22 protein-coding genes and 1 pseudogene are annotated in these 22,562 nt (G+C 69.8%); 10 read left to right on the top strand and 13 right to left on the bottom strand.

Annotated features, from left to right (window positions below; all coding sequences use genetic code 11):
- Positions 1-13: 13 nt before the first annotated feature.
- Positions 14-925, bottom strand: a complete 912-nt coding sequence (locus tag ABZU91_RS03500) for a LysR substrate-binding domain-containing protein (RefSeq protein WP_355233450.1) — start codon at positions 923-925, stop codon at positions 14-16.
- Positions 926-1,068: 143 nt separating this feature from the next.
- Between ABZU91_RS03500 and ABZU91_RS03495 the strand changes: the two genes are divergently transcribed.
- The gene (locus tag ABZU91_RS03495) at positions 1,069-1,788 is read left to right on the top strand and encodes an SDR family oxidoreductase (RefSeq protein ID WP_355233448.1); all 720 of its coding nucleotides are present in this window, start codon (positions 1,069-1,071) and stop codon (positions 1,786-1,788) included.
- Between the two features lie 46 nt (positions 1,789-1,834).
- Here the strand turns inward: ABZU91_RS03495 and ABZU91_RS03490 are convergent, their stop codons facing one another.
- Entirely contained in the window at positions 1,835-2,797 is a 963-nt protein-coding gene (locus tag ABZU91_RS03490) for a zinc-dependent alcohol dehydrogenase family protein (protein ID WP_355233446.1), read from the bottom strand.
- Positions 2,798-2,880: 83 nt separating this feature from the next.
- On the opposite strand from ABZU91_RS03490, the gene ABZU91_RS03485 reads away from it, so the two are divergent.
- A complete protein-coding gene (locus ABZU91_RS03485; protein ID WP_355233444.1) occupies positions 2,881-3,450 on the top strand; it encodes a helix-turn-helix domain-containing protein in 570 nt (189 codons plus the stop codon).
- Positions 3,451-3,491: 41 nt separating this feature from the next.
- On the opposite strand, the gene ABZU91_RS03480 is transcribed toward ABZU91_RS03485, so the two are convergent.
- Positions 3,492-3,965 (bottom strand): hypothetical protein, encoded by a 474-nt coding sequence (locus ABZU91_RS03480; RefSeq protein ID WP_355233442.1) that lies wholly within the window; start codon positions 3,963-3,965, stop codon positions 3,492-3,494.
- Positions 3,966-4,036: 71 nt separating this feature from the next.
- On the opposite strand from ABZU91_RS03480, the gene ABZU91_RS03475 reads away from it, so the two are divergent.
- Positions 4,037-4,576 (top strand): GNAT family N-acetyltransferase, encoded by a 540-nt coding sequence (locus ABZU91_RS03475; protein ID WP_355233440.1) that lies wholly within the window; start codon positions 4,037-4,039, stop codon positions 4,574-4,576.
- Between the two features lie 16 nt (positions 4,577-4,592).
- Here the strand turns inward: ABZU91_RS03475 and ABZU91_RS03470 are convergent, their stop codons facing one another.
- Entirely contained in the window at positions 4,593-5,057 is a 465-nt protein-coding gene (locus ABZU91_RS03470; protein WP_355233438.1) for a hypothetical protein, read from the bottom strand.
- 160 nt (positions 5,058-5,217) lie between these two features.
- Between ABZU91_RS03470 and ABZU91_RS03465 the strand changes: the two are divergent.
- A pseudogene (locus ABZU91_RS03465) lies at positions 5,218-5,495 on the top strand (hypothetical protein).
- 317 nt (positions 5,496-5,812) lie between these two features.
- Here the strand turns inward: ABZU91_RS03465 and ABZU91_RS03460 are convergent.
- The 4 genes from ABZU91_RS03460 to ABZU91_RS03445 form a co-directional block, all read right to left on the bottom strand.
- Positions 5,813-8,440, bottom strand: a complete 2,628-nt coding sequence (locus ABZU91_RS03460) for a tetratricopeptide repeat protein (protein WP_355233436.1) — start codon at positions 8,438-8,440, stop codon at positions 5,813-5,815.
- On the bottom strand, positions 8,437-8,847 hold the full coding sequence (locus tag ABZU91_RS03455; RefSeq protein ID WP_355233434.1) for a hypothetical protein: 411 nt from the start codon (positions 8,845-8,847) through the stop codon (positions 8,437-8,439). Before ABZU91_RS03455 ends, ABZU91_RS03460 begins: the two co-directional genes overlap by 4 nt.
- Positions 8,848-9,044: 197 nt before the next feature.
- Positions 9,045-9,479, bottom strand: coding sequence for a hypothetical protein (locus ABZU91_RS03450; protein WP_355233432.1), 435 nt, complete (start codon positions 9,477-9,479; stop codon positions 9,045-9,047).
- A gap of 131 nt (positions 9,480-9,610) precedes the next feature.
- Positions 9,611-10,504: a hypothetical protein gene (locus ABZU91_RS03445; protein WP_355233430.1), complete on the bottom strand. Its 894-nt coding sequence runs from the start codon at positions 10,502-10,504 to the stop codon at positions 9,611-9,613.
- Positions 10,505-11,002: 498 nt separating this feature from the next.
- Here ABZU91_RS03445 and ABZU91_RS03440 point away from each other — a divergent pair, with 498 nt between their 5' ends.
- Positions 11,003-11,323 carry a putative quinol monooxygenase gene (locus tag ABZU91_RS03440; RefSeq protein WP_355233428.1) on the top strand — a complete coding sequence of 107 codons (321 nt, stop codon included), beginning with the start codon at positions 11,003-11,005 and terminating at the stop codon, positions 11,321-11,323.
- Positions 11,324-11,875: 552 nt separating this feature from the next.
- Here ABZU91_RS03440 and ABZU91_RS03435 read toward each other — a convergent pair.
- Positions 11,876-12,334 (bottom strand): ArsI/CadI family heavy metal resistance metalloenzyme, encoded by a 459-nt coding sequence (locus ABZU91_RS03435; protein ID WP_355233426.1) that lies wholly within the window; start codon positions 12,332-12,334, stop codon positions 11,876-11,878.
- 77 nt (positions 12,335-12,411) lie between these two features.
- Here ABZU91_RS03435 and ABZU91_RS03430 point away from each other — a divergent pair, with 77 nt between their 5' ends.
- Genes ABZU91_RS03430 through ABZU91_RS03420 form a run of 3 tightly spaced genes read left to right on the top strand, consistent with a single transcriptional unit; the run spans position 12,412 to position 13,912 of the window.
- Entirely contained in the window at positions 12,412-12,780 is a 369-nt protein-coding gene (locus ABZU91_RS03430) for a metalloregulator ArsR/SmtB family transcription factor (RefSeq protein ID WP_355233424.1), read from the top strand.
- Complete coding sequence (locus ABZU91_RS03425; RefSeq protein ID WP_355233422.1) at positions 12,777-13,514, top strand: MIP/aquaporin family protein; 738 nt, start codon at positions 12,777-12,779, stop codon at positions 13,512-13,514. Before ABZU91_RS03430 ends, ABZU91_RS03425 begins: the two co-directional genes overlap by 4 nt.
- A complete protein-coding gene (locus tag ABZU91_RS03420) occupies positions 13,511-13,912 on the top strand; it encodes an arsenate reductase ArsC (RefSeq protein ID WP_355233420.1) in 402 nt (133 codons plus the stop codon). The genes ABZU91_RS03425 and ABZU91_RS03420 overlap by 4 nt, the downstream gene beginning before the upstream one ends.
- 107 nt (positions 13,913-14,019) lie before the next feature.
- On the opposite strand, the gene metH is transcribed toward ABZU91_RS03420, so the two are convergent.
- A complete protein-coding gene (gene metH, locus ABZU91_RS03415; RefSeq protein WP_355233418.1) occupies positions 14,020-17,535 on the bottom strand; it encodes a methionine synthase in 3,516 nt (1,171 codons plus the stop codon).
- 262 nt (positions 17,536-17,797) lie between these two features.
- On the opposite strand from metH, the gene ABZU91_RS03410 reads away from it, so the two are divergent.
- Together ABZU91_RS03410 and ABZU91_RS03405 are read left to right on the top strand one after the other, a co-directional pair.
- A complete protein-coding gene (locus ABZU91_RS03410) occupies positions 17,798-18,667 on the top strand; it encodes a PAC2 family protein (protein WP_269678735.1) in 870 nt (289 codons plus the stop codon).
- A gap of 159 nt (positions 18,668-18,826) precedes the next feature.
- A complete protein-coding gene (locus ABZU91_RS03405; protein ID WP_355233415.1) occupies positions 18,827-19,618 on the top strand; it encodes a GntR family transcriptional regulator in 792 nt (263 codons plus the stop codon).
- A gap of 190 nt (positions 19,619-19,808) precedes the next feature.
- On the opposite strand, the gene mshC is transcribed toward ABZU91_RS03405, so the two are convergent.
- From mshC to ABZU91_RS03390, 3 genes are all read right to left on the bottom strand, one after another.
- Entirely contained in the window at positions 19,809-21,047 is a 1,239-nt protein-coding gene (gene mshC, locus ABZU91_RS03400; protein WP_355233414.1) for a cysteine--1-D-myo-inosityl 2-amino-2-deoxy-alpha-D-glucopyranoside ligase, read from the bottom strand.
- Between the two features lie 67 nt (positions 21,048-21,114).
- The gene (locus ABZU91_RS03395) at positions 21,115-21,933 is read right to left on the bottom strand and encodes an SCO1664 family protein (protein WP_355233412.1); all 819 of its coding nucleotides are present in this window, start codon (positions 21,931-21,933) and stop codon (positions 21,115-21,117) included.
- On the bottom strand, positions 21,930-22,508 hold the full coding sequence (locus ABZU91_RS03390) for a DUF3090 domain-containing protein (protein WP_355233410.1): 579 nt from the start codon (positions 22,506-22,508) through the stop codon (positions 21,930-21,932). The genes ABZU91_RS03395 and ABZU91_RS03390 overlap by 4 nt, the downstream gene beginning before the upstream one ends.
- Between the last annotated feature and the right edge of the window lie 54 nt (positions 22,509-22,562).

Genomic DNA, 22,562 nt, shown 5'->3' with positions numbered 1-22,562 from the left:
GCGGGGCGCGGCCTCAGCTGGACCGGCCCGATCCGGCACCGCCCGGCATGGGAGCGCCCACGTCGCCGGCCCGCTGCGCCGCGATGTCGACGAACTCGCGCACCAGCGGTGAGCGGTTGTTCTCGGCCCAGGCCAGGCACACCTGGTTCTGACCGAGGTCGCCGACGGGCACGTGGACGACGTCCGGCCTGGTGTAGAACCTCGCGGTGGACAGCGGCAGGATCACCACCCCGGCGTACGCGGCGACGTGCTCCAACTTCTCCTCGACGGAGGTCAGCACCGGCCGGGGGCGGGGCTCCGGGTCCGTCGGACGGTTCGGCAGGTCCCGCCACTCCGGCACCGCGTCCGGGTCCTGAAGAAGGCGCTCCTCGGCCAGCTCGGCGAGGTCGACCGACTCTTTGCCCGCCAGACGATGTTCGCCGGGCAGGACGACGACACGGGGCTCGGTGAACAGCGGGCGTAGGCGCAGGCCCCGCTGGTCGACCGGAAGCCGCACGTAGCCGACGTCGGCGCGCCCCTCGCGGACGACCGCGGCTTGGTCGTCCCACGATGTGCGGACGACACCGACGGCCAGCTCGGGGTGCCGCTGAGCGATGGCGCGGGCCTCGGCGGTGACGATGATGCCCGGCATGAACGCGATGGTGAACGTCTGCCGGCCGTGCGCCGCCCGCTGCACGCGCCGACGCAGGGCCTCGGCCGAGGCCAGAAGCGGACCGGCGTCGGCCAACAGTTGACGACCGGCCTCGGTCAGCACGGTGGAGCGGCGGTCCCGGACGAAGAGCTCGGCGCGGAGTTCGTGCTCGAACGCCCGGATCTGCCGCGACAGGACCGGCTGGGCGATGTGCAGCCGCGCGGCGGCCCGGCCGAAATGCAGTTCCTCGGCAACGGCCACGAAGTAGCGGAGCTTGCGCAGATCGATGTCCATCCGACCCTTCCGTCCGCCGCGCACGTACCCGACCTCCACGATACCCGTCGGGTATCACAGCAGGTCAAAGAGGTCTTGGACGAGAGCAACAGTGCCGACGCACCGTGGTGTGCGTCAGCCGAACACGATCCGGAAGGACCATCATGACCCTCACCGACCAGCGCGTCATCGTCCTCGGCGGAACATCGGGAATCGGGCTCGCGACCGCTGCCCGGGCCGCCCAGGAGGGTGCCCAGGTCGTGGTCGCCTCCCGCAACCGGCGCAGCGTGGACCGCGCCCTCGCCGCCCTGCCGGCCGGCACCCAGGGGTACGTCGCCGACCTCGCCAACCCGGACGACGTGACGCGGCTGTTCCAGGGGCTCGGCCCGTTCGACCACCTCGTCTACACCGCCGGCGAACCGCTCGCGCTGATGTCCGTCGACGCCCTCGACCTCGCCGCCGCCCGTGCCGCCTTCAACCTGCGCTACTTCGGGTCGCTGGCGGCGGTCCACGCGGCGCTCCCGCACCTGCGGCCCGGCGGGTCGATCACCCTCACCACCGGCACCGCCAATCACAGGCCGAACGCGGGATGGTCGGTGGCCGCCAGCATCACCGGAGCGATCGACGCGCTGGTCCGCTCGCTCGCCGTCGAACTGGCACCGATCCGGGTCAACGCCGTCTCCGCCGGCGTCATCCGCTCACCGCTGTGGGACGCACTGCCCGACGACACCCGAGAGCAGATGTACGCCCAGCTCAGCGCGTCACTGCCGCTCGGCCGGGTGGGCGAGCCCGAGGACGTCGCCGAAGCGTTCGTCTACCTCCTGCGGTCGACGTACGCCACCGGCACGGTAGTCACCGTGGACGGCGGCACCCTGCTCGCCTGAGACCCGTGCGCCGCGGCCCTGCGCGGGTGGTCGCCGCCCGTCCCCGCTACGGAGTGAGGACGATCCGCCCGAAGACCTGGCCGGCGGCCATCTTCTGGTGGGCGGCCACCGCCTGTTCCAGGGGCAGCACCTCGTGCACGACGGAGACCAGTTCGCCACGGGCCGCCGCGGCGAACTGGTCACGCCGCACGGCCTGGCGGGCGGGTTCCGGCACCGTCGCGGCGCTGAACGTGGCGAACGACATCGACTTCTGGAAGGCGGCCATCAGCGTCGCGCCGAAGTCTGCTGGCGGCTGGCCCCCGACCGCGCCGACGAGCACGAGACGGCCGTTGGGATTGAGCCTGTCGAAGAACGAGGGCATGCTGTCACCCGCGACAACGTCGATGATCACGTCATAGCCGCGGGGAGCGTCCGACCCTCCTGCTCCGGTGCGGTCGAGCACGTGGGTTGCACCAAGGCCACGCAGCCGGCGACCACGCTCGGGCGACGAGGTGGTGACCGCGACAGCGCTGGCGTCCCGGCGGCTCGCGAGTTGCACCGCCATGATCCCGATGCTGCCGGCCGCACCGCGTACCAGGACGGTCTCTCCGTCGGAGAGATGCGCGTGGGCGAGACCGAAGTGGGCCACGACCCCGGAGCTGCCGAGCGTTACGGCATCGACGACGGAGAGGCCAGCGGGGAGGGGCAGCACCTCCGGGATCGGGGCGACCGCGCGCTCGGCGTACCCACCGCCGGTGCCGGTGAACGCCCAGACGCGCTGCCCAATCCACGCCGCGTCGACGCCCTCGCCCACCGCGGCCACCGTCCCCGCCACCTCGCCGCCGAGGATGTGACCCTCCCGGAAGCCGTAGGCGGCGAGGGCGCCGCTTCGGATCATGACGTCGGCGCCCGCGACACCGACCGCCTCGACGGTGATCATCACCTGCCCCCGAGCCGGAACCGGGTCAGGGATGTCGGTCACCGCCAAGCCGCGAGGATCGCCGAACTCCCGGATCATGACTGCCTTCACATGTGCCTCTTCTCGAGCCGGACCGCCCTGTGGTCAGCGCAAACGGTAGTGGACGCCGGCGTCCGTTTAGCTAAAATGAGAGCGTGACCGAGCAGTTGACTCGAAACCTACGGTCGGACGCGCGGGACAACCGCCAACGGATCCTCGACGTCGCCCGGACGATGTTCGCCACCGACGGCATGGACGTGCCGATGCGCGAGATAGCCCGCAGGGCCGGGGTGGGCCCCGCCACCCTCTACCGGCGCTTCCCCACCAAGGAGGCACTGGCCACCGAGGCATTCGCCGAACAGATGGACGCCTGCCAGGTCATCGTCGACGAAGGACTCGCCGACCCCGACCCGTGGCGTGGCCTGTGCCAGGTGATCGAACAGCTCTGCGAGCTACACGCCCGCGACCGGGGCTACACCACGGCGTTCACCACGGCCTTCCCGCACGCCGTGGATCTCGCCGCGAAACGCCGAACGGCCCTCGCCTCACTCGCCGACCTGACACTCCGGGCCAGGGACACCGGCCACCTGCGACCCGACTTCGTCCTGGACGACCTCATCCTCATCCTGATGGCCAACGGTGGCCTGCACGCGACCTCGACGGACGCCCGGGTCGCCGCCTCCCGACGATTCGCCGCGCTGGCCATCCGAGCGTTCCGCGCCTGAAGCGCGTCGTTACCGACCCGGCCGCGCCTCGCCCTGACCCGTCACACCGTCGCCGGCGACAACCGCATCTGCTGCCAGTTGCGGAACACGAAGCGGTGGACCGACTTCAACCCGACCCACAGGGCCGGATAGAGGGCCGCCCGACCGAACCCACGAACCGTGACCGTCGTCGTCCGGGTCACCTGCGTGCCGCGTTCCGTCCGGGTCAACTCGAACACGTCCCCGAGCTGGTCGACGAAGCGGTGGAAGCCCAGGTCGGTCGACTCCATGTGGAACGCCAACCGGACCGGCGGCTCCCACGTCGTGATGCGTTGCCGCACCACACCCTGCTCCGACACGCACTGCCGGGCGGCGCCCACCTCACCGTGGCCCTCGGGCAGGCGGCACGTCGTCGGTCGAGGCGTACCCAGATAGAAGACCGGACACCTGGGCTGCAACTCCAGGCGTGAGTCGCACAGCGCCGGCCACAACAACTCGGGTGGGTGGGGCATCATCCAGCGCGTACGCACGATCATGCCGTCACGGTAGCCCCGCCGTCGACGCCGCACTGTCCCGGGACAGGGCGCCGTTGTGCGAGGCTTCGGCGGTGACGACGTTCAGCATCCGTACCGCCACGTCGGCCGACAACGGTTTCCTTGTCGACATGCTCGTGCAGGCCGTCAACTGGCTGCCCGAGCGCAACTGGCCGCGCGAGGAGATCCTGGCCAACCCCGAGCTGGCCCACTACGTCGACGGTTGGATGCGGCCGGGGGATTTCGGGGTGATCGCGGTGGACCCGGCCGACCGGCCGGTCGGCGCGTCCTGGTGTCGACACCTGACCGCCGCCGATCCGGGCTACGGGTACGTGAGTGACGACATACCAGAGCTGACCCTCGGTGTGGTGGAACACTGGCGCAATCGCGGTGTGGGCCGGGCGCTCCTGCGCGCCGTTCTGTCCGTCGCACACGATCGGGGCCTGCGGGCGGTGTCGTTGAGCGTGGAGCGGGCGAACGTCGCCGCGAAGCTGTACGCCAGCGAGGGCTTCCACACCGTCGAATCGTTCGACGACGCCGACACCATGGTCACGCAGCTCGCCGGCCCCCGTACCGCGGCGGGGTTCGACCCGTCGGTGACGGCGAACCCCTGACCGACGATCCTGGGCGCTACCGCCCGGGCCGCGCACCGTCGGGCGTGACCGGCCCGTACACGTGGCGGCGCACCAGGTCGTCCCGTTCCAGGATCACGTCCACGACCTGCCAGAACTCGGCGATCCTCGGGTGACTGAGCCCCTCTTCCCGGGTGAGCTTGCGTCCGAAGATCGGACTGTCACCGGCAACCTCGCCACCGTTGACGAGCGTCGCAGCAGGGGCCGCCGGGGAGCCGACCACCGGGCCGACCCGGCAGCCGAACGTGATGTGGTCGTCGAAGCGATCATTCCCCCACGTCCCCAGGATGGCATCGATCCACGCCTCGTGGATCCCGTTGTGGTGGTAGCAGCTCGCGAAGTAGACGGCGAAAGCGGTGTCGCCCTCGTAGATGTTGGCCCACGTCCGGTCCGCGTCCGTGTCACAGCACTGGCACACGAACTCGCGTACCTGGCGGCTGCTCTCATCGATCACGAGGTTCACCGCGCGAACACTAGCGGCGGTCAGCGCCCGGCGCGATCCCGCACACCGCACCGCGCGACGAGGCTTTGCCGTGCACCGAAAACGGTGGTCGTCGGTTGGCGCGTGGTGCACGCCCTACGTGGAATCGCTGCTCCCCTCGTCCGGGTGAGAGGCTGGGCGCGTGAGTCTGGACGGGCGAATCGCAGCAGTGCTTGCCGACGCACGTCTGGTCGAGTGGCAGCGCATCGGCTATTACGGGTGGCGCGCGATGCTCGATGACAAGGACATCCGGCAGGTCGTCGGCGAGGACGGGAAGCGGTACAGCGTGGTCAGCTACGCCCTTGACGACGGCGATGGGCGTATCCGCATGTCGGTCGCCGTGGACGATGGGCCTGGTCCGCGCTCGCACCGCTGGTGCGAGACCAGATCATGCATCCGGATGGCACGTTCGTCGAGTGACCCGCCCCGGCCGAGAATCGCGCCGAGCGTGCCGAGACCGGAACGCCGTGCCCCACGCGCCGCCTCGCCCGCATATCCTCGTCCGGCACGGCCCGGAGTGCGAGTCATGGACGCCTGCGAGGCCGAGGCGGGGTATCCGCCGATCAGACGAGGCATCGTCTGAGTACCGGGATTACATCCCTCCGGGCCGTGCTCAGGCCGCGTCAACTCCCAGCCGGTGTCTCGACTCACCTCGCCGGGCGGAGCGTGATGGCGTCGGGCAGTCGCAGCGCTCGGACGAGATCAGCGATGGAGTGGACCTCACGGCAGGACAGCATTCAGCCTGCGTCATTCGAACCCGACCGCCTACGCTGAATCTTCATTCGTATCTCCGAAGCCCGCTGCTGCAGCGACAGCGCCTCCTCGGTCTGCCCCAGCTCCCTCAACGTGTATGCCAGGTTGTTCAGGCGAGTTGCGATGTCAGGATGCCCCGCGGGCAACGCCGCCTCACTGATCTCCAACGCCCGCCGCTGCAACGGCAACCCCTCCTGCTCCCGCCCCAACTTCACCAATGAGTACGCCAGGTTGTTCAACCGGATTGCGATGTCAGGATGCCCCGCCGGCAACGCCGCCTCACTGATCTCCAACGCCCGCCGCTGCAACGGCAACCCCTCCTGCTCCCGCCCCAGAGCACCCAACGTGGACGCGAGATTGTCCAACCGCAGCGCGATGTCAGGATGCCCCGCCGGCAACGCCGCCTCACTGATCTCCAACGCCCGCCGCTGCAACGGCAACCCCTCCTGCTCCCGCCCCAAATCCCCCAATGAGTACGCCAGGTTGTCCAGCCGGATTGCGATGTCAGGATGCCCCGCCGGCAACGCCGCCTCGCTGATCTCCAACGCCCGCCGCCGCAACGGCAACGCCTCGTCCGACCGCCCCAGAGCACCCAGCGTGGACGCGAGATTGTCCAACCGCAGCGCGATGTCAGGATGCCCCGCCGGCAACGCCGCCTCACTGATCTCCAACGCCCGCCGCTGCAACGGCAGCGCTTCTTCAGCCTGCCCCAGAACCCTCATCGTGAAGGCGAGATTGTTGAACCGCAGCGCGATGGTGGGGTGTCCTGCGGGCAACGCCGCCTCACTGATCTCCAACGCCCGCCGCTGCAACGGCAACGCCTCGTCCGACCGCCCCAGAGCACTCAACGTGGACGCGAGATTGTCCAACCGCAGCGCGATGTCAGGATGCCCCGCCGGCCTCGCGGCCTCACTGATCTCCAACGCCCGCCGCCGCAACGGCAACGCCTCGTCCGACCGCCCCAGAGCACCCAACGTGCCCGCCAGATTGTCCAACCGCAGCGCGATGTCAGGATGCCCCGCCGGCAACGCGGCCTCACTGATCTCCAACGCCCGCCGCTGCAATGGCAACGCCTCGTCCGACCGCCCCAGAGCACCCAACGTGCCCGCCAGATTGTCCAACCGCAGCGCGATGTCAGGATGCCCCGCCGGCAACGCCGCCTCGGACATCTCCAACACACGCCTCTCGGCCTGCAATGCCTGGCTGTACCTGGCCTGCGTGTAGTGATAGAACCCCAACTGGCCCAACAGGTAGGCGAAAGTCAGGTCTACGGCGTGCTCTGGCGTGTGTTGAAAGAGCACCTCGATGTGTGGGGCGAGTGCCCGCCACTGCGGCCAGGTATCTACGTCTTCTGATGGGTTGCCCGACGGCGCGGCTTGGTCGAGCAGGGCCATCGCGCGGTCAAGGACTCGTTGCCACAACGATTCGGAGAGGTCGCTGCGCCCGTCGTGGTGGCCAGCCTCGGCCTGTGTCTGCGCTTGACCGCGGACCACCGTCTGGAGGAGGCGGTGCGTGCTGACTGTCGTCTGAGTGAGCGTGACCAGGTTGTACGACGCCAATGCCGACATCGCCTGGTCAACAGCCCCAGCCTGGTCGGCGTACCCGGCCAGGATCGATCGCGGCACGTCGTCGGGCGCGTAGCACGACAAGATCCGCAGCAGGTCGATCGCCGCCGGCCGGACTTCGCGCAGCCGGTCGAGGGTGAGGAGCCACACCTGGGCCACCGCACGCTCTGCCTGGTCGCCCTCCGCGATCGTGTTCAACACCTCGGCAGGTTGCGCCCGCAGCCGATCCAGGTAGACCGACACCGGCAGGCGGGTCTGCCTCAGGTAGCCGGCCGCCTGCTGCAACGCCAACGGCAGATACCCCAACTCGTCGGCCAACACCGCCGCCGCCAACAGGTCCTGCTGTTCCCCTCGCTCCAGCAGCAGCCGCACCGCGGACTCACGATCCAGCATGTCAAGACGCAGACAACCGTCGACAAGCGTCTCCCAGTTCACGTCACGCCGGGTCGTGATCAACAGGTGCCCGGTGTCCAGCTGCGCCAACAGCGGCTCGACGTCTGAGCGCTGCTCCACGTTGTCCAGCACGAGCAGCCAGCCCAACTGGTTCTGCAACCAACCGACCGCCCAACTCGCGGCCTCCGCTGCCGTCGCGGTCAACACCAGGTCCGGGTTCATCCGGGCCGTCAACGCCACCAGGCCGTTCTCGATCGCCGCCGGACTGTCGGCGGTCAGCCACCACCGCACCGGATACCGGTCGCGACAGCGGTGGGCGTACTGCAACGCCAACTCGGTCTTGCCGACCCCACCCAGGCCGTGCACCGCCTGACAGATCACCCCGCTACCAGCGGACATCACCGCCTCCAGCGCCGCGAACTCCTCCTGACGGCCCACGAACAACCGCGTCGCCGGCTTGGGAAGGTTGTGCAATCGAGCCCCCGTATCGGGTGCCGTCGACGCCCGATGCAGTTCGATCCGCCGCGCATCGACCTTCGCGTCGTTCCCCGTGATGGCGAGCCCGCTGATCTCACCCGCCGCGACCGACCTGCCGCCCTCGGCGCTTACCCCGGCGGACTCCGCGCCACGGTCGGCGGCATCCCGGTCGCTCATCGAGTCACCTGGCCACCATCCCCGGTGATCACCACCCCGCTGATCGTCTGGCTGGCGACCGACCGCTCGCCCGATGCGGTGATCGTCACCCCCGCCGACGCCAGCATCTCCGACAGATCGGCGACCAACCGCGCGTCGGCGGCCACCGCCTTACGGATCTGCAAACGCAACGCCGCCAAACGGTCCTCGTCAGCCGGGTCCTCAGCCACATCGAGCACCGCCGCCTCCACCAGCGGCGCTGACTCCTCCCGCCCCAGCAACCGACGCAACAGCCGCCCGCCGAGGCCGACCGTCGCGTCCGCCGCCACCTCCTGCACCCGCGCCACCACGCCCGCCCCGTACGCTCCGGCCGCCGCGGCCACGTATGGCACCACGGCACCAGCCAGGGAAGTCACATCCGGATCCATCAGCCCACACCCTCCGAGCGAGACAGCACACCAGCGACCCGATCAGTACCACACCGGTGCACACACCGTCACGGTGCGACCACATGCACCGGGCCGCAAGCCGCGCGGGCTACAGCCGTGCTTCGTCGAATCGCTGGATCGCCGAATCCGGTGCCGGCCCCAGCGGAGCGCACATCCGAACCGGTCATCGTGCCGCACTAGTCGTCGGACGACCAGTGCGGGTCGAGGCTCTTGCCGTGCCCCCGGGGACACCGTCCGTAGCCGGTGCTGGACACGTTCCAGTGGTGGAAGCAGTACGGGGCGTCGCACCGCGCACAGAAGCCGGCGTCGTCGTAGAAGCCGGCAGTCGTGACGGCGGCGTACCGGTACGGCTGGGTGAACGCGTCGACGATGCGCTGTGCCTCTGCCGGGTCCGCCGGTCGGCCGAGCCCGTTACCCGCCGCAATCCCGGAATACAGCAGCCACCATCGCTGGCCGCTGTGGCGCTCTCGCGCGGCGGTGTGGGCGTCGCGCTGCGCCGGTGACCAGCCCTGCCAACCGACCGGCTGGGCATCCGGTGCGACGAGTTCGACGTGGGTCGCCGGTTGCCCACACACCGCGCACGGCGGCTCCGCGACGAAGGCCTCCACCATGACCGTCATCCTTCCCCGACCACCTTGTGACCACACCCCTCGCCGAGCTGGCACGCCGGACGCGGTATCCGGCTGGACTGCTCCGCGCCCACCGCGCGGAGCAGTCCAGCCGTTTCGTACACGGGGACCCGTCAGCCGACGGCCATCGCGTGGGCGGTCAGGTGGTACGGCGCCAAGGTGGGAAACGGTGCTCTGGTGGCCTCGACCAGACCCAGCGCGTCCACGACGACGGGGGGCAGCGCCGGGGCGCTGACCGGCGTCAGCTCACTGATGGGCGCGCCGGCCACCTGCTGATCGCTGAACGTCTCGTACAACCTGAAGAACTGCCTGTCGACAGTTATCTGACGTTCGACGATGGCCTGATGGTGGAAATCCAGTTCCTCATAGGTCTGCGGGCTTCGACCGTCGGGCGCCAACTGTGCAGCGATACGCTCGTTCGCGTCACGGCAGTACATTATCCGTTCAGGGTGGTTCAGTCTTCGGTAGAACAGTTCCTGGATGCGCAGCAGATCGCGTACGACGACGGTGTAGACAGCCGTCGAGTGGAGCGGGTCCCGTCGTTGAAAGGTCGCCTCGTAGGAGCGGTCCTGGCTCTTCGACCTTGACGGATGGTGCCGCTGCTCGTCCCGCTTCGCACCTGGGTAGACCCCGAGCATGGTCCGCGTGAACAGTTCCTCGACGACATTCGCCCGCCGCTCGCCGCGGAGTCGGCGACTGATGGCCGTGGCGACCGGCGCGTAGGCGAACAGCGTGACGCTCGCCGCCCAGATGCCCGCCAGCGCCGGCAACCAGGGCGCATTCATCTCGCGGAGTACCGACGCCCCGGCCGTCTCGGCTGCCTGGAGCCACAGCGGCGGTTCGGGATGGGGCTGATTGCGCAAGTGGTCCTCCGAAAAGTAGTCGACGTCGCCACCGACGTGGAGGAGCACCACCGAGTTCACCAGAAGACGTGTTAAAAGGGTCACTTCGCCCTCAAGCCGGCCGACCTGCGGCGATTCGGATCGCTCATCGACGGCCGCGCCCACGGATCGTCCCTCGTGGAGTGCGGCTGTCCGCAGGGGCTGCCATCAGGCGAATTCGACTGTCAACGCCGCCGCAGCCCGAGGTCCTCGCTTGGCGTTGTATTGGTCCAGCCAGGGGGATGGTCGATCAAACCGGATGACTGCGGGTTCGAGCTGCTGCCACACCTGGCATGGATGGTCGACGATGGCCGCCGTTGGCTCTCGTTGGACGGCTTGGATGCGGCACGATCTCGCGAAGGGCGGCAACCCGAGACGCGAGGGGATCTGAACCCCCTACACCTCCGATCTCCCGTCGTGGACGCGAGGTCGCCAGCCGGAGCGCGAGGCTCGGGCGCCCGGCCGGCGATGCCGCCCCGCCGACCTCCACCGCCCGACGGCAGACGTCGAGCAAACGGGTCAGAAAACTGCTTGTTCGAGTTTTGGGACACCGACGATCCTAGGATCGACGTATCGCCGAGACCACCGACACCGACCCGGAGACTTTGAGACGAGGGGCTGACCATGATCATCGTAACTGCACGGTTTCGAGTGCGCCCGGAAGACGCAGACCGATGGCCAGAAATCATTCGTGAGTACACCCTCGACACCCGAAAAGAGCCGGGCTGCGTATCCTTCGACTGGTCGCGCGGCCTCGATGATCCCACCGAATATATTCTCGTTGAGTTCTGGAAAGACGAGGCGGCCAACGCGGCGCATCTTGGCACGGAGCAGTTCCAGCAGGCTCAACGCGATCTTCCACCGCGTCTGACCGAGACAGTGCAAATCGTCAAGACCAACGCGTCCGGCTGGTCCCCTTTCACGGCGCTCACTGTCTCCCACTAGAGCCGCTCCTCCTTGCGCGCCAACTGGCACATGGAGAATTTCCAGCCCGTGACCGGACCACCCGAGCTGTGTGCGCGTCTCCGACGACCGCCACGAGACCCGGTGGTGCTGGGGGAAGTTCACGGCTGAAGACGGCTCGGTCTCGGCTCCTCAATGGGAGCTTGCTGGCGACACGGCGCAACCGGGCTACCGGATCGAGGTCCGCGACAACGGCACCGTCGCTTCTACACCGCCATCCGCGCCCTTCCCTATGGCCGCGCTGCCTTGTGGTCCTGGTTTGGCGTTTGGGCTGCGGGTCTGATCGGCACCATGCTTGCTGCAATGCTCTGACTGACAAGCGCTTCTTCTACGCGGTGTCAGACGTTGAAGCGGAACTTGGTGCGGCATCTTTGTGACCTCCGGCAACGCTGCCCGCACGCTGTTGGGGGCAGCTCCGGGTCCTCGTCGTGTCGCGCTGGTTGACGACGTTTCACGCTGTCTTGTGCCCCCGTCGTGCCCCAGCGCTGCGCGCCCGCCTCCTGGATCGAGGACGGGCGCACGAGGGCGCAACGATCAGCAGCAGCTTGCTGCGGCCCCGCTGGTGGCCGGCTCCTTCTCGGCGGCCGGGGTGCAGCAGGCGCTCTCGGTGGCCTTCTCCAACTGCGGGGAGTCGGCCTTGACGGTGTAGACCTCCCATGGCTCGTTGCCGGGACCGCGCACCCACACCTTGTCCTGGAGCGCGTAGCAGCACTCGGTGTCGTTCTCCTCCAACGTGATCAGGCCGGAGTCGGTGAGGCGCTTGGTAGCGGCGTTGACCTCGTCGGTGGTGGGCACCTCGACGCCCAGGTGGTCCATCACGGTGGGCTGGTCGGCCTCGCCCTCCAACAGGACGAGCTTGAGCGGCGGGTTCTCGACGGCGAAGTTGGCGTAGCCGGGGCGACGCTTGGCCGGCTCGACGCCGAACAGCTTCGAGTAGAAGGCCACCGAGCCTTCGAGGTCGGACACGCGCAGGGCGAGCTGAACGCGGGACATGGCCATCTCCTTGCCTAGATGTTTATCGAAGCAAGACCTACGTTGCCCCCTGTTTCGAAGTCTGTCAAGCTAGAGAAATGTCGAAACAAGAGCTGCCGGTGGTGGACCTCAACGCGGTCGCCTGCTGCTCCCCGATAGCGGCCCGCCCCATGGACGCCGATCAGGCGGCGCTGGTCGCGCCGCTGTTCAAGGCCCTGGGTGACCCGGTCCGGCTGCGGCTGATGTCGATGATCGCGTCGGTCCCCGAGATCTGCGTCTGTGATCTGACTCCGGCGTTCGACCTGTCCGGGCCGACCATCTCCCACCACCTCAAGCTGTTGCGCGAAGCCGGCTTGGTCGACTCGGAGCGGCGCGGCACCTGGGTCTGGTACCGGGCCAAGCCGGAGGCATTCCGCAAGCTCGGCGCGCTACTGGACATCTCCGCCGCCCCGGCCGCCGCCGCGTGAGCCGCACCCTGCCCCGGCGGGCGTCGGCGGAGTGCGCCGGCACCGCCCTGCTGGTCGCCGCCGTCGTCGGCTCCGGGATCGCCGCCGCCCGGCTCTCCCCCACTGACGTCGGTCTCCAACTCCTGGAAAACGCGATCGCCACCGCCCTGGCCCTGGGCGCGCTGATCCTGACCTTTGGCCCGGTCTCCGGCGCGCACTTCAACCCGATCGTCTCCGTCGTCGACTGGTGGCTCGGCCGCCGCGCCGGCCTCGGCCTCACCACCCGGGACCTCGCCGCCTACACCGCCGCGCAGACCGGCGGAGCCATCGCCGGCACGGTGCTGGCTGACCTGATGTTTGACGTGCCGGCCGTGGCCTGGTCCCGCACCGAGCGGAGCGGCGGGAACCTGTGGCTGGCCGAGGTCGTCGCCACCGCAGGCCTGGTCGTCCTGGTCTTCGCCCTCGCCCGCTCCGGCCGCGCCACAGCAGCCCCGGCCGCCGTGGGCGCCTACATCGGCGCGGCCTACTGGTTCACCTCGTCGACGTCGTTCGCGAACCCCGCCGTCACCATCGGCCGGGCCTTCACCGACACCTTCGCCGGTATCGCCCCCACCTCGGTACCCGGTTTCATCGCCGCCCAGCTCGTCGGCGGCCTGGTCGCCGTCGCCGCCATCGCCGCCTGGTACCCCCACGCCGCCGACACCGCCAACGCCGTCGTCGTGCCCCGCCTCACCCAGGAGACCGAAGCTCGATGAGCAGCAAGCCCACCGTCCTATTCGTCTGCGTCCACAACGCCGGCCGCTCCCAGATGGCCGCCGGCTGGCTACGCCACCTCGCCAGCGACACCGTTGAGGTCCGCTCCGCCGGCAGCGAGCCCGCCGACCACATCAACCCGGTCGCCGTCGAAGCCATGCGGGAGGTCGGCATCGACATCACCAGCCAATCGCCCGCCAAGCTCACCTGGGACACGGCCGAAGCCAGCGACGTCATCATCACCATGGGCTGCGGCGACGCCTGCCCCGTCTTCCCCGGCAAACGCTACGAAGACTGGAAACTCACCGACCCAGCGGGTCAACCCCTCGACGTCGTCCGTCAGGTACGCGACGACATCCGCGTCCAGGTTCAAAAGCTCGTCGACACTCTCCGCACGTAGTGCTGGGATCAGCGGCCCTTGACCCTCATGCAGTCAACAGGGTTTCCTGAACTGCGCCACCAATTACGGCTGGCAGAGATAGCCGTCCAGCGCAATCCGTGCGCCCGTTATTTGGCGTTGAAGTAGCTGGCCTCGGGGTGGTGGACCACGATGGCGTCGGTGGCCTGCTCCGGCATGAGCTGGAACTCCTCCGACAGCTCGACGCCGATCCGCTCCGCGCCCAACAGATCCACGATCTTCGCCCGGTCCTCCAGATCGGGGCAGGCCGGGTAGCCGAACGCGTACCGGCAGCCCCGGTAGTCGTTGCGCAGGATGCCCGCCAGGTCTTGCGGGTCGTCGTGGCCCAGCGGGCGCCCGTCGGGCAGGGTCAGTTCGGCGCGCACCCGCCGGTGCCAGTACTCGGCCAGGGCCTCGGTGAGCTGCACGGACAGCCCGTGCACCTCCAGGTAGTCGCGGTACTCGTTGCGGGCGAACAGCTTCGCCGCGTACTCGCTGACGGGTTGCCCGACCGTGACCAGTTGCAGCGCGACCACGTCGAGCTGGTCGCCCTTGGGCCGGAAGAAGTCCGCGAGGCAGAGCCGTCGCTCCTGGCGTTGGCGGGGGAACGAGAACCGGGCGCGCTCCGCGTGCCCGTTCTCGTCGAGCACCACCAGGTCATTTCCTTCGGAGTACGCGGGGAAGTAGCCGTACACCACGGCTGCCTCCAGGACCTGGTCGGCGATCAGCCGGTCCAGCCAGTACCGCAGTCGCGGGCGGCCCTCGGTCTCGACCAGCTCGTCGTAGGAGGGTCCGTTGCCGCCCCGGGCGCCGTTGAGCCCCCACTGCCCACGGAATGTGGCCCGTTCGTCGAGCAGCGCCGCGTAGTCGGCCATCGGCACGCCCTTGACCACCCGCGTGCCGAAGAACGGCGGGGTGGGCACCTCCACGTCGAGGGCCACATTGGAGCGGACCGAGGAGTCGTGCAGTTCCGGCAGCGACTCGGTGACCACCGCGCGCTGCCGCTCGCGGCGGGCCCGGCGAGTGGCGAGCGCGGCCTCGCGCTCCGGGTCGACGACCGGGGCGCCGCCGCGCTTGGCGGTCATCACGCGGTCCATCAGGGACAGGCCCTCGAACGCGTCACGGGCGTAGTGCACCTGCCCGGGGTACGTCGCGCGCAGGTCGTCCTCGACGTACGACCGGGTCAGCGCCGCCCCACCGAGCAGGACGGGCCAGCGCTCGGCAACGCCGCGCGTGGCCATCTCGGCCAGGTTCTCCTTCATGATGACCGTGCTCTTGACCAGCAGCCCGGACATGCCGATCGCGTCGGCGCGGTGCTGCTCGGCCGCGTCGAGGATCGCGCTGATCGGCTGCTTGATGCCGATGTTGACGACCTCGTAGCCGTTGTTGGACAGGATGATGTCGACCAGGTTCTTGCCGATGTCGTGCACGTCGCCGCGCACGGTGGCCAGCACGATGCGGCCCTTGCCGCCGTCCTCGGTGGCCTCCATGTGCGGCTCCAGGTACGCCACTGCGGTCTTCATCACCTCGGCCGACTGGAGCACGAACGGCAGTTGCATCTGCCCGGAGCCGAACAGCTCACCGACGACCTTCATGCCGTCCAGCAGGATGTCGTTGATGATCGACAGCGGGGACCGGCCGCCGGCCATCGCCTCGTCGAGGTCGGCCTCCAGGCCGTTGCGCTCACCGTCGATGATGCGCCGCTTGAGTCGCTCGTCCAGCGGCAGCGCCGCCAGCTCCTGCGCCCGGCTGGCCCGGGCACTGGTCACGTCGACACCCTCGAAGAGTTCGAGGAAGCGCTGCAACGGGTCGTACCCCTCGCGGCGTCGGTCGTAGACCATGTCCAGGGCGACCTCACGCTGCTCGTCGGGGATCTTCGACATCGGCAGGATCTTGCTGGCGTGCACGATCGCGGAGGTCAGGCCGGCCTGCACGCACTCGTGCAGGAACACGGAGTTGAGCACCTGCCGAGCGGCCGGGTTGAGGCCGAAGGAGATGTTCGAGATGCCCAGGGTGAAGTTGACGCCCGGGTAACGCCGGGCGATCTCCCGGATCGCCTCGATCGTCTCGATGCCGTCGCGGCGGGTCTCCTCCTGCCCCGTCGCGATCGGGAAGGTCAGCGTGTCGATGAGGATGTCGGAGAGGTCCATCCCCCACCTGCCGGTCAGGTCGTCGATGGTGCGCGAGGCGATGCGGACCTTGTCCGCGGCGGTGCGCGCCTGCCCCTCCTCGTCGATGCACATCACCACAACTGCGGCTCCGTGCTCCCGGATCACCGGCATCACCCGCCCGTAGCGGGACTCCGGGCCGTCGCCGTCCTCGAAGTTCACCGAATTGACCACGCAGCGACCGCCGAGCATCTCCAGCCCGGCCTCGATGACCGCCGGCTCGGTGGAGTCCAACATGATCGGCAGCGTCGACGCGGTGGCGAACCGAGCGGCCAACTCGCGCATGTCCTGCGTGCCGTCGCGCCCGACGTAGTCGACGCACAGGTCGAGCAGGTGCGAGCCGTCGCGGGCCTGACTGCGGGCGATCTCCACGCAGGCCCGCCAGTCACCGTCGAGCATCGCCTCGCGGAACGCCTTCGAGCCGTTGGCGTTGGTCCGCTCCCCCACCATCAGCACCGACGCGTCCTGGGCGAACGGCACCGGGTGGTACACCGAGGAGACGCCGGCCTCGTGCCGGGCCTCGCGGGCCGGGGCGACGCTGCCGTGCAGCCGCTCGGACAGCACCCGGATGTGCTCCGGGGTGGTGCCGCAGCAGCCGCCGACGAGCCCCACGCCGTACTCGGTGATGAACCGTTCCAGGGACTCGGCCAGCTCCACGGGAGTCAGCGGGAAGTACGCGCCGTCGGCCGTCAACACCGGCAGGCCGGCGTTGGGCATCACCGACAGCGGGATGCGGGAGTGCTGCGACAGGTAGCGCAGGTGCTCGCTCATCTCGGCCGGGCCGGTCGAACAGTTCAGCCCGATCAGGTCGACCCCGAGCGGCTCGATGGCCGCGAGGGCCGCGCCGATCTCGCTGCCCACCAGCATCGTGCCGGTGGTCTCCACGGCCACGTGACAGATGATCGGCACCTGCTGGTCCAGCTCGGCCATCGCCCGCTTCGAGCCGATCACCGCCGCCTTGACCTGCAACAGGTCCTGGCAGGTCTCGATGATCAGCGCGTCCGCGCCGCCGGCGATCAGGCCGGCGGCGTTCTCCTGGTACGCGTCGCGCAGGGTCGCGTAGTCGGCGTGCCCGAGGGTGGGCAGCTTGGTGCCCGGACCGATCGAACCGAGCACGAACCGGGGGCGTTCGGGAGTGCTGGCCGCGTCGGCGGCCTCCCGGGCGATCCGCGCGCCCGCCTCGGCCAGCTCGCGGATGCGGTGCGGGATGTCGTACTCGCCGAGGTTGGCCAGGTTGGCCCCGAACGTGTTGGTCTCCACGCAGTCCGCGCCGGCGGCCAGGTATGCGTCGTGCACCCCCCGCACCACGTCGGGACGGGTGACGTTGAGGATCTCGTTGCATCCCTCAAGGCCGTCGAAGTCGTCGAGCGTGAGGTCGGCGGCATGCAGCATCGTGCCCATCGCGCCGTCGGCGATGAGGATCCGGTCGGCCAGCACATCCAGCAACGAGTTCCGCACCCGTTCAGGTTAGTGCGGCCGCAGGCGAACTCGAGCGCCCTCCGCGCCCGATCCCATATTGTGTCGGGCGGATCACGCTGTCCGGTTCGCCGCCGTATGCCCGGTCACCGACCGGGCGGACCGGCGCGGCCGACGGGCCGCATCCCTGCCCGGCACGTAGGCTGGCGGACGTGAAGGAGAACAGGGACGCCATCGTGCACCACGGTCCGACAACCGGGCGCGGTCCCGGTATCGGCCGCGACGAGCAGGGTGAGGTGACGGCGTGACCGAGTTCGACGGACTGCCTGTCCTGCGGTCCCCCGTGGCCATCGCCGCGTTCGAGGGCTGGAACGACGCCGCCGACGCGTCCACCGCGGCCGTCGAGCACCTCGAGCAGGTCTGGAACGCCCGGCAGATCACCGAGCTGGACCCGGAGGACTTCTACGACTTCCAGGTCAGCCGGCCCACCATCACCATGGCCGACGGGGAGACCCGCCGCGTGGAGTGGCCGACGACCCGGTTCATGGTGGCGAGCCCCGAGGGCACCGACCGTGACGTGGTGCTGATCCGGGGCATCGAGCCCAGCATGCGCTGGCGGACATTCTGCGAACAGGTGCTGGAGATCTGCCACAGCCTGGAGGTGGAACGGGTCGTGCTGCTCGGCGCGTTGCTGGCCGACGTGCCGTACACCCGGCCGTTGCCCATCAGCGGCAGCGCCTCGGACGCGCAGGCCGCCGAGCGCTACCAGCTCACCCCGACCCGCTACGACGGGCCGACCGGCATCGTCGGCGTGCTGCACGACGCGTGCGCCCGCGCCGAGGTCGACGCCGTGTCGTTCTGGGTGCACGTGCCGCACTACGCCAACAACCCGCCCTGCCCCAAGGCCACCCTCGCTCTGCTGCACCGCGTCGAGGAGGTCGTCGACCTGCCGGTGCCGATGGCCGACCTGGCCGAGGAGTCCGCCGAGTGGGAGCAGCGCGTACGCAGCGCCGCCGAGCAGGACGCCGAGTTGGGCGAGTACGTCCGCGAGTTGGAGGAGCGCGTCGGCGACGAGGGCATCACCCCGTTGACCGGTGACGAGATCGCCCAGGAGTTCGAGAAGTACCTGCGGCGTCGGGGCGGTTCGGCCGGCCCCACCGCCGGTTCCTGGTAGCAGCACTGGCCTCTGGGAGCACTGGCTTCTGGGAGCACTGGCCTTCTGCGGGCCCTCGGACCTTCGCGGTCCGGGGGCCCGTTTTTCGCGTGTCAGGGGTGGCGCCGGCACACCCGCTAGGGCATCCTAGGAACCTAGATGTGATCAAGGGAGGCTGGTGTGCAGATCAACCCCGGGGCCGCCGAGTTTCCACACCGGCAGATCGCCGCGCAGCTCAAGGTCCAGGTCCGCCGCGGCGACTGGGGGCCGGGTGAACGACTGCCGTCCATTCCGGCCATCGCCGAGATGTTCGGCGTCGCCAAGCAGACCGTCCAACGCGCCGTCGACCAGCTGCGGGTCGAGGGCATCCTGATCACCAAACCCGGCTCGGGTACGTACGTCCGGGGCACCCGGCGTCGACTGAACCGCCTCTCCCGGGGCCGGTACGGCGGCTTCCGCGGCTACCACACCGACCTCGCCGCCCGGTACCGTCAGCAACTCGTCTCGGTCGGTCTCGCCCCCGCGCCCGCCGAGGTCGCCGACGCGTTCGGCGTCACCGACGGCACCAACCTGCTCTGCCGCCGCCACCTCGTCCGCACCGACGACTCCCCCGTCGAGGTGGGCGCCTCCTGGTTCCTGCCCGCCAACACCGCCGGCACCTCACTGGAGCGCGCCGAGGCGTTCGGCCGGCCGCTCTACCAGGAGGCCGAGGAGGCGACCGGCCGTCGGTACGTCTCGGCCACCGACACCATCACCGCCCGCCAGCCCAGCCGAGACGAGGCCGAGACGCTGCAGATCCGGCCCGACACCCCGGTGCTGCACCTGCTGCACGTCGCGTACGACGCGCACCGCAAGCCGATCGAGGTGGCCCAGGCGACCTGGCCCGGACCCATGACCACCCTCACCGAGGAGTACCAGATCCCCGCCCCAGCCCCCGACCCGGACCCCGACCCCGGCCTGGTCCTGGGCTAACCCCACCCCGCCCTGCCCTGCCTCGCCCCATTCCGCCCCGCCGATCTTGCACTTTGTGTCGCCCCTTTGCCCCGATTGGCAACTTTCGTTACGTCCGAAAGTGCAAGATCGGCGCAGTAGGTGAGGGGTTCGCGTCGATCATGGACTTGTGAGGCCTCGCATAAGGGGCACGGCGGCCGGGGCGGGTGTTTTAGAGGCGGATGCCTAGGAGGGCGTCCACCGTCTTCGCGAACAGGGCCGGGGCTTCGGGGTCGTCCGTTGCGCCGGCCAGGGTTGCCTCGGCCCAGCGGTCCGCTGCCGCCAGGGCGCCGGGGGTGTCGAGGTCGTCGGCCAGTCTGGCGCGTACCCCGGCCAGCAGCTCGGCCCCGGACGGCCCGGCGGGCGCCGCGGCGGCCCGCCGCCAGCGGTCCAGCCGCTCCTGCGCGGCCGTGAGCAGGTCGTCGGTCCAGGTACGGTCGCTGCGGTAGTGCCCGGAGATCAACGCGAGCCGGATCGCCATCGGGTCGACCTTGTCGGCGCGCAGCCGGGAGACGAAGACCAGGTTGCCGCGGGACTTGGACATCTTCTCGCCGTTCAGGCCGATCATCCCCGCGTGCACGTAGTGCTCGGCGAACGGCGTCTGCCCGGTGAGCCGCTCGGCGTGCGCGGCGGACGCCTCGTGGTGCGGGAAGAGCAGGTCGTTGCCACCGCCCTGCACGTCGATGCGGTCGCCGAGCAGGTTCAGTGCGATGACCGCGCACTCGATGTGCCACCCGGGGCGGCCCGGGCCCAACTCCCCGCCCGGCCAGGACGGCTCGCCCTCGCGGGCCCCGCGCCACAGCAGCGGGTCGAGGGCGTCGCGCTTGCCAGCCCGGTCGGGGTCACCGCCGCGCTCGGGGAAGATCTCCAGCATCTGCTCGCGGGTCAGGTTCGACTCGTAGCCGAACCGGCCGGTGGCGGAGATGTCGAAGTAAACGTCGCCGGTGCCGTCGTCGAGCCGGTACGCGGCACCGTCCTTGACCAGCACCTCGACCTTGTCGGCGATGTCCGGGATCGACTCGACCGCGCCCACGTAACGCTCCGGCGGGATGATCCGCAGCGCCTCCATGTCCTCGCGGAACAGCGCGGTCTCCCGCATCGCCAGGACCACCCAGTCCTCACCGTCGCGGGCGGCCCGCTCCAGCAGGGGGTCGTCGATGTCGGTGACGTTCTGCACGTAGCGCACCGGACGGCCGGCGTCGCGCCACATCCGCTGCACGAGATCGAAAGTGATCATGGTGGCGGCGTGACCGAGGTGGGTCGCGTCGTACGGGGTGATGCCGCAGACGTACATGCTCGCCGCGTCGGCCGGGTCGCTGGGGTGGACACCCTGTCGCGCCGAGTCGTACAACGCCAACGGCTCGCCCCGACCCGGCAGCCGTGGCACCTCGTGTCCCGCCCAAGACTCCATGGCCTCAGCCTAACCAGCCCTCAGGCGGCACCGGGATGCCCCACGGGTGATCAAGATGACAGGGGACTCACATGGGTGGCCACGGTATCGCCGGCCAGTCCTCCGGCGGCTGCGGGAAGCGGCCGGTCTCCCGCAGCAGGTCGACACGGGCGGCGAGTTCGCCGATCTCGCTGATCGTCAGGTGGTCGGCAAGCTCCTCGCCGAGCGCCCCGGCGACCTGTCCGGCGAGCCCGTCGAGCATCTCCACGGCGTCCGGCGGCAACTGCTTGCCGGCCCAACCCCAGAGCACGGTACGAAGCTTGTCCTCGACGTGGAAACTCACCCCGTGGTCCACGCCGTAGATGCGGTCGTCGGCGCCGACGAGCACGTGCCCGCCCTTGCGGTCCGCATTGTTGATCACCGCGTCGAGCACGGCGAGGCGGGCCAGCCGTGGATCGTCTGCGTGCGCGAGGGCGTACGCGGCGCCGTCGTCGTCCCGGGCCGCCGCGATCGGGAACCAGCGCGGCGGCACCTCCTCGGCCGGCACGAACCCGACCAGCGGCTCGGCGTCCTCCGGCTCGTCGATCCAGAGTTGGCAGGAGCCGGGGCCGAACGGACCGTCGCGAAGGATGGTGGGCGGGACCAGGTCCCATCCGGTGGCGTGGGACACCAGGTACGCCGACACCTCCCGGCCGGCGAGGGTGCCGTCCGGGAAGTCCCACAGCGGGCGCTCCCCGCGTACCGGCTTGTAGACACAGCGGGCCGTCACGCCGTCGAGGGTCAGGATGCCCCGCAGCGTGGTGTTCGACGCGTCGACCAGCCGACCCTCCAGGTCGATCGTGCCGTCGCGCAGCAGCCGCAGCGCGGCATCACCGTCGTGCAGGGGCTGAAGGCCGGACAAGGTCACCGGTGGTAACCGTTGTGCCGCGGGCACAGGTGCCCGGCGGGATCCAACGGCTGGCCGCACAGCGGGCACGGCGGCCGGCCGGCGTTGACGACCCTCCGGGCCCGCTCGATGAACTGGCGGGTCGCCTGCGGCGTGAGCCGGACGCGCAGCCGGTCCAGGTCCTCGTCCGGCTCCTCGTCCTCGTCGTCTTCGTCGTCGTCCTCGTCGCCCAGCTCGACCTCGGGCTCCACCTCGCCGGCGGCGATCGCCTCGATCACCACTGTCGCGGTGTCGACGTCGAAGGCCAGCCCGAGGGTCCCGACCCGGAACTCCTCGTCGACCGGGGTGTCCAGCGGCTCGTTGTCGCCGATCACCGGCGCCAGCTCGGGCAGGTCCACCCCGAAGCGACGCTGCGCCTCGGTCAGCAGCTCCTCCAGCTTCTCGGCGAGCAGGGACACCTGGACCTTCTCCAGCGCGACGCTGACCAGCCTGCCGCCGCCGCGGGCCTGCAGGAAGAACGTGCGCTCCCCCGGCGGCCCGACAGTCCCGGCGACGAACCGCTCCGGCGGTTCGAAGGCGTGCACCTGGTGGGTCATACCCACGACCCTATCCGGCCCACCATGGCGTCGCGCACCCCACCGACCCGAATC

The organism is Micromonospora sp. NPDC005174, assembly GCF_040608495.1.
In the GTDB taxonomy this organism is placed as follows: Bacteria; Actinomycetota; Actinomycetes; order Mycobacteriales; family Micromonosporaceae; genus Micromonospora.
Note: the sequence above shows the minus strand (reverse complement) of the source record. Positions and strands in the feature narration are given on the sequence as shown.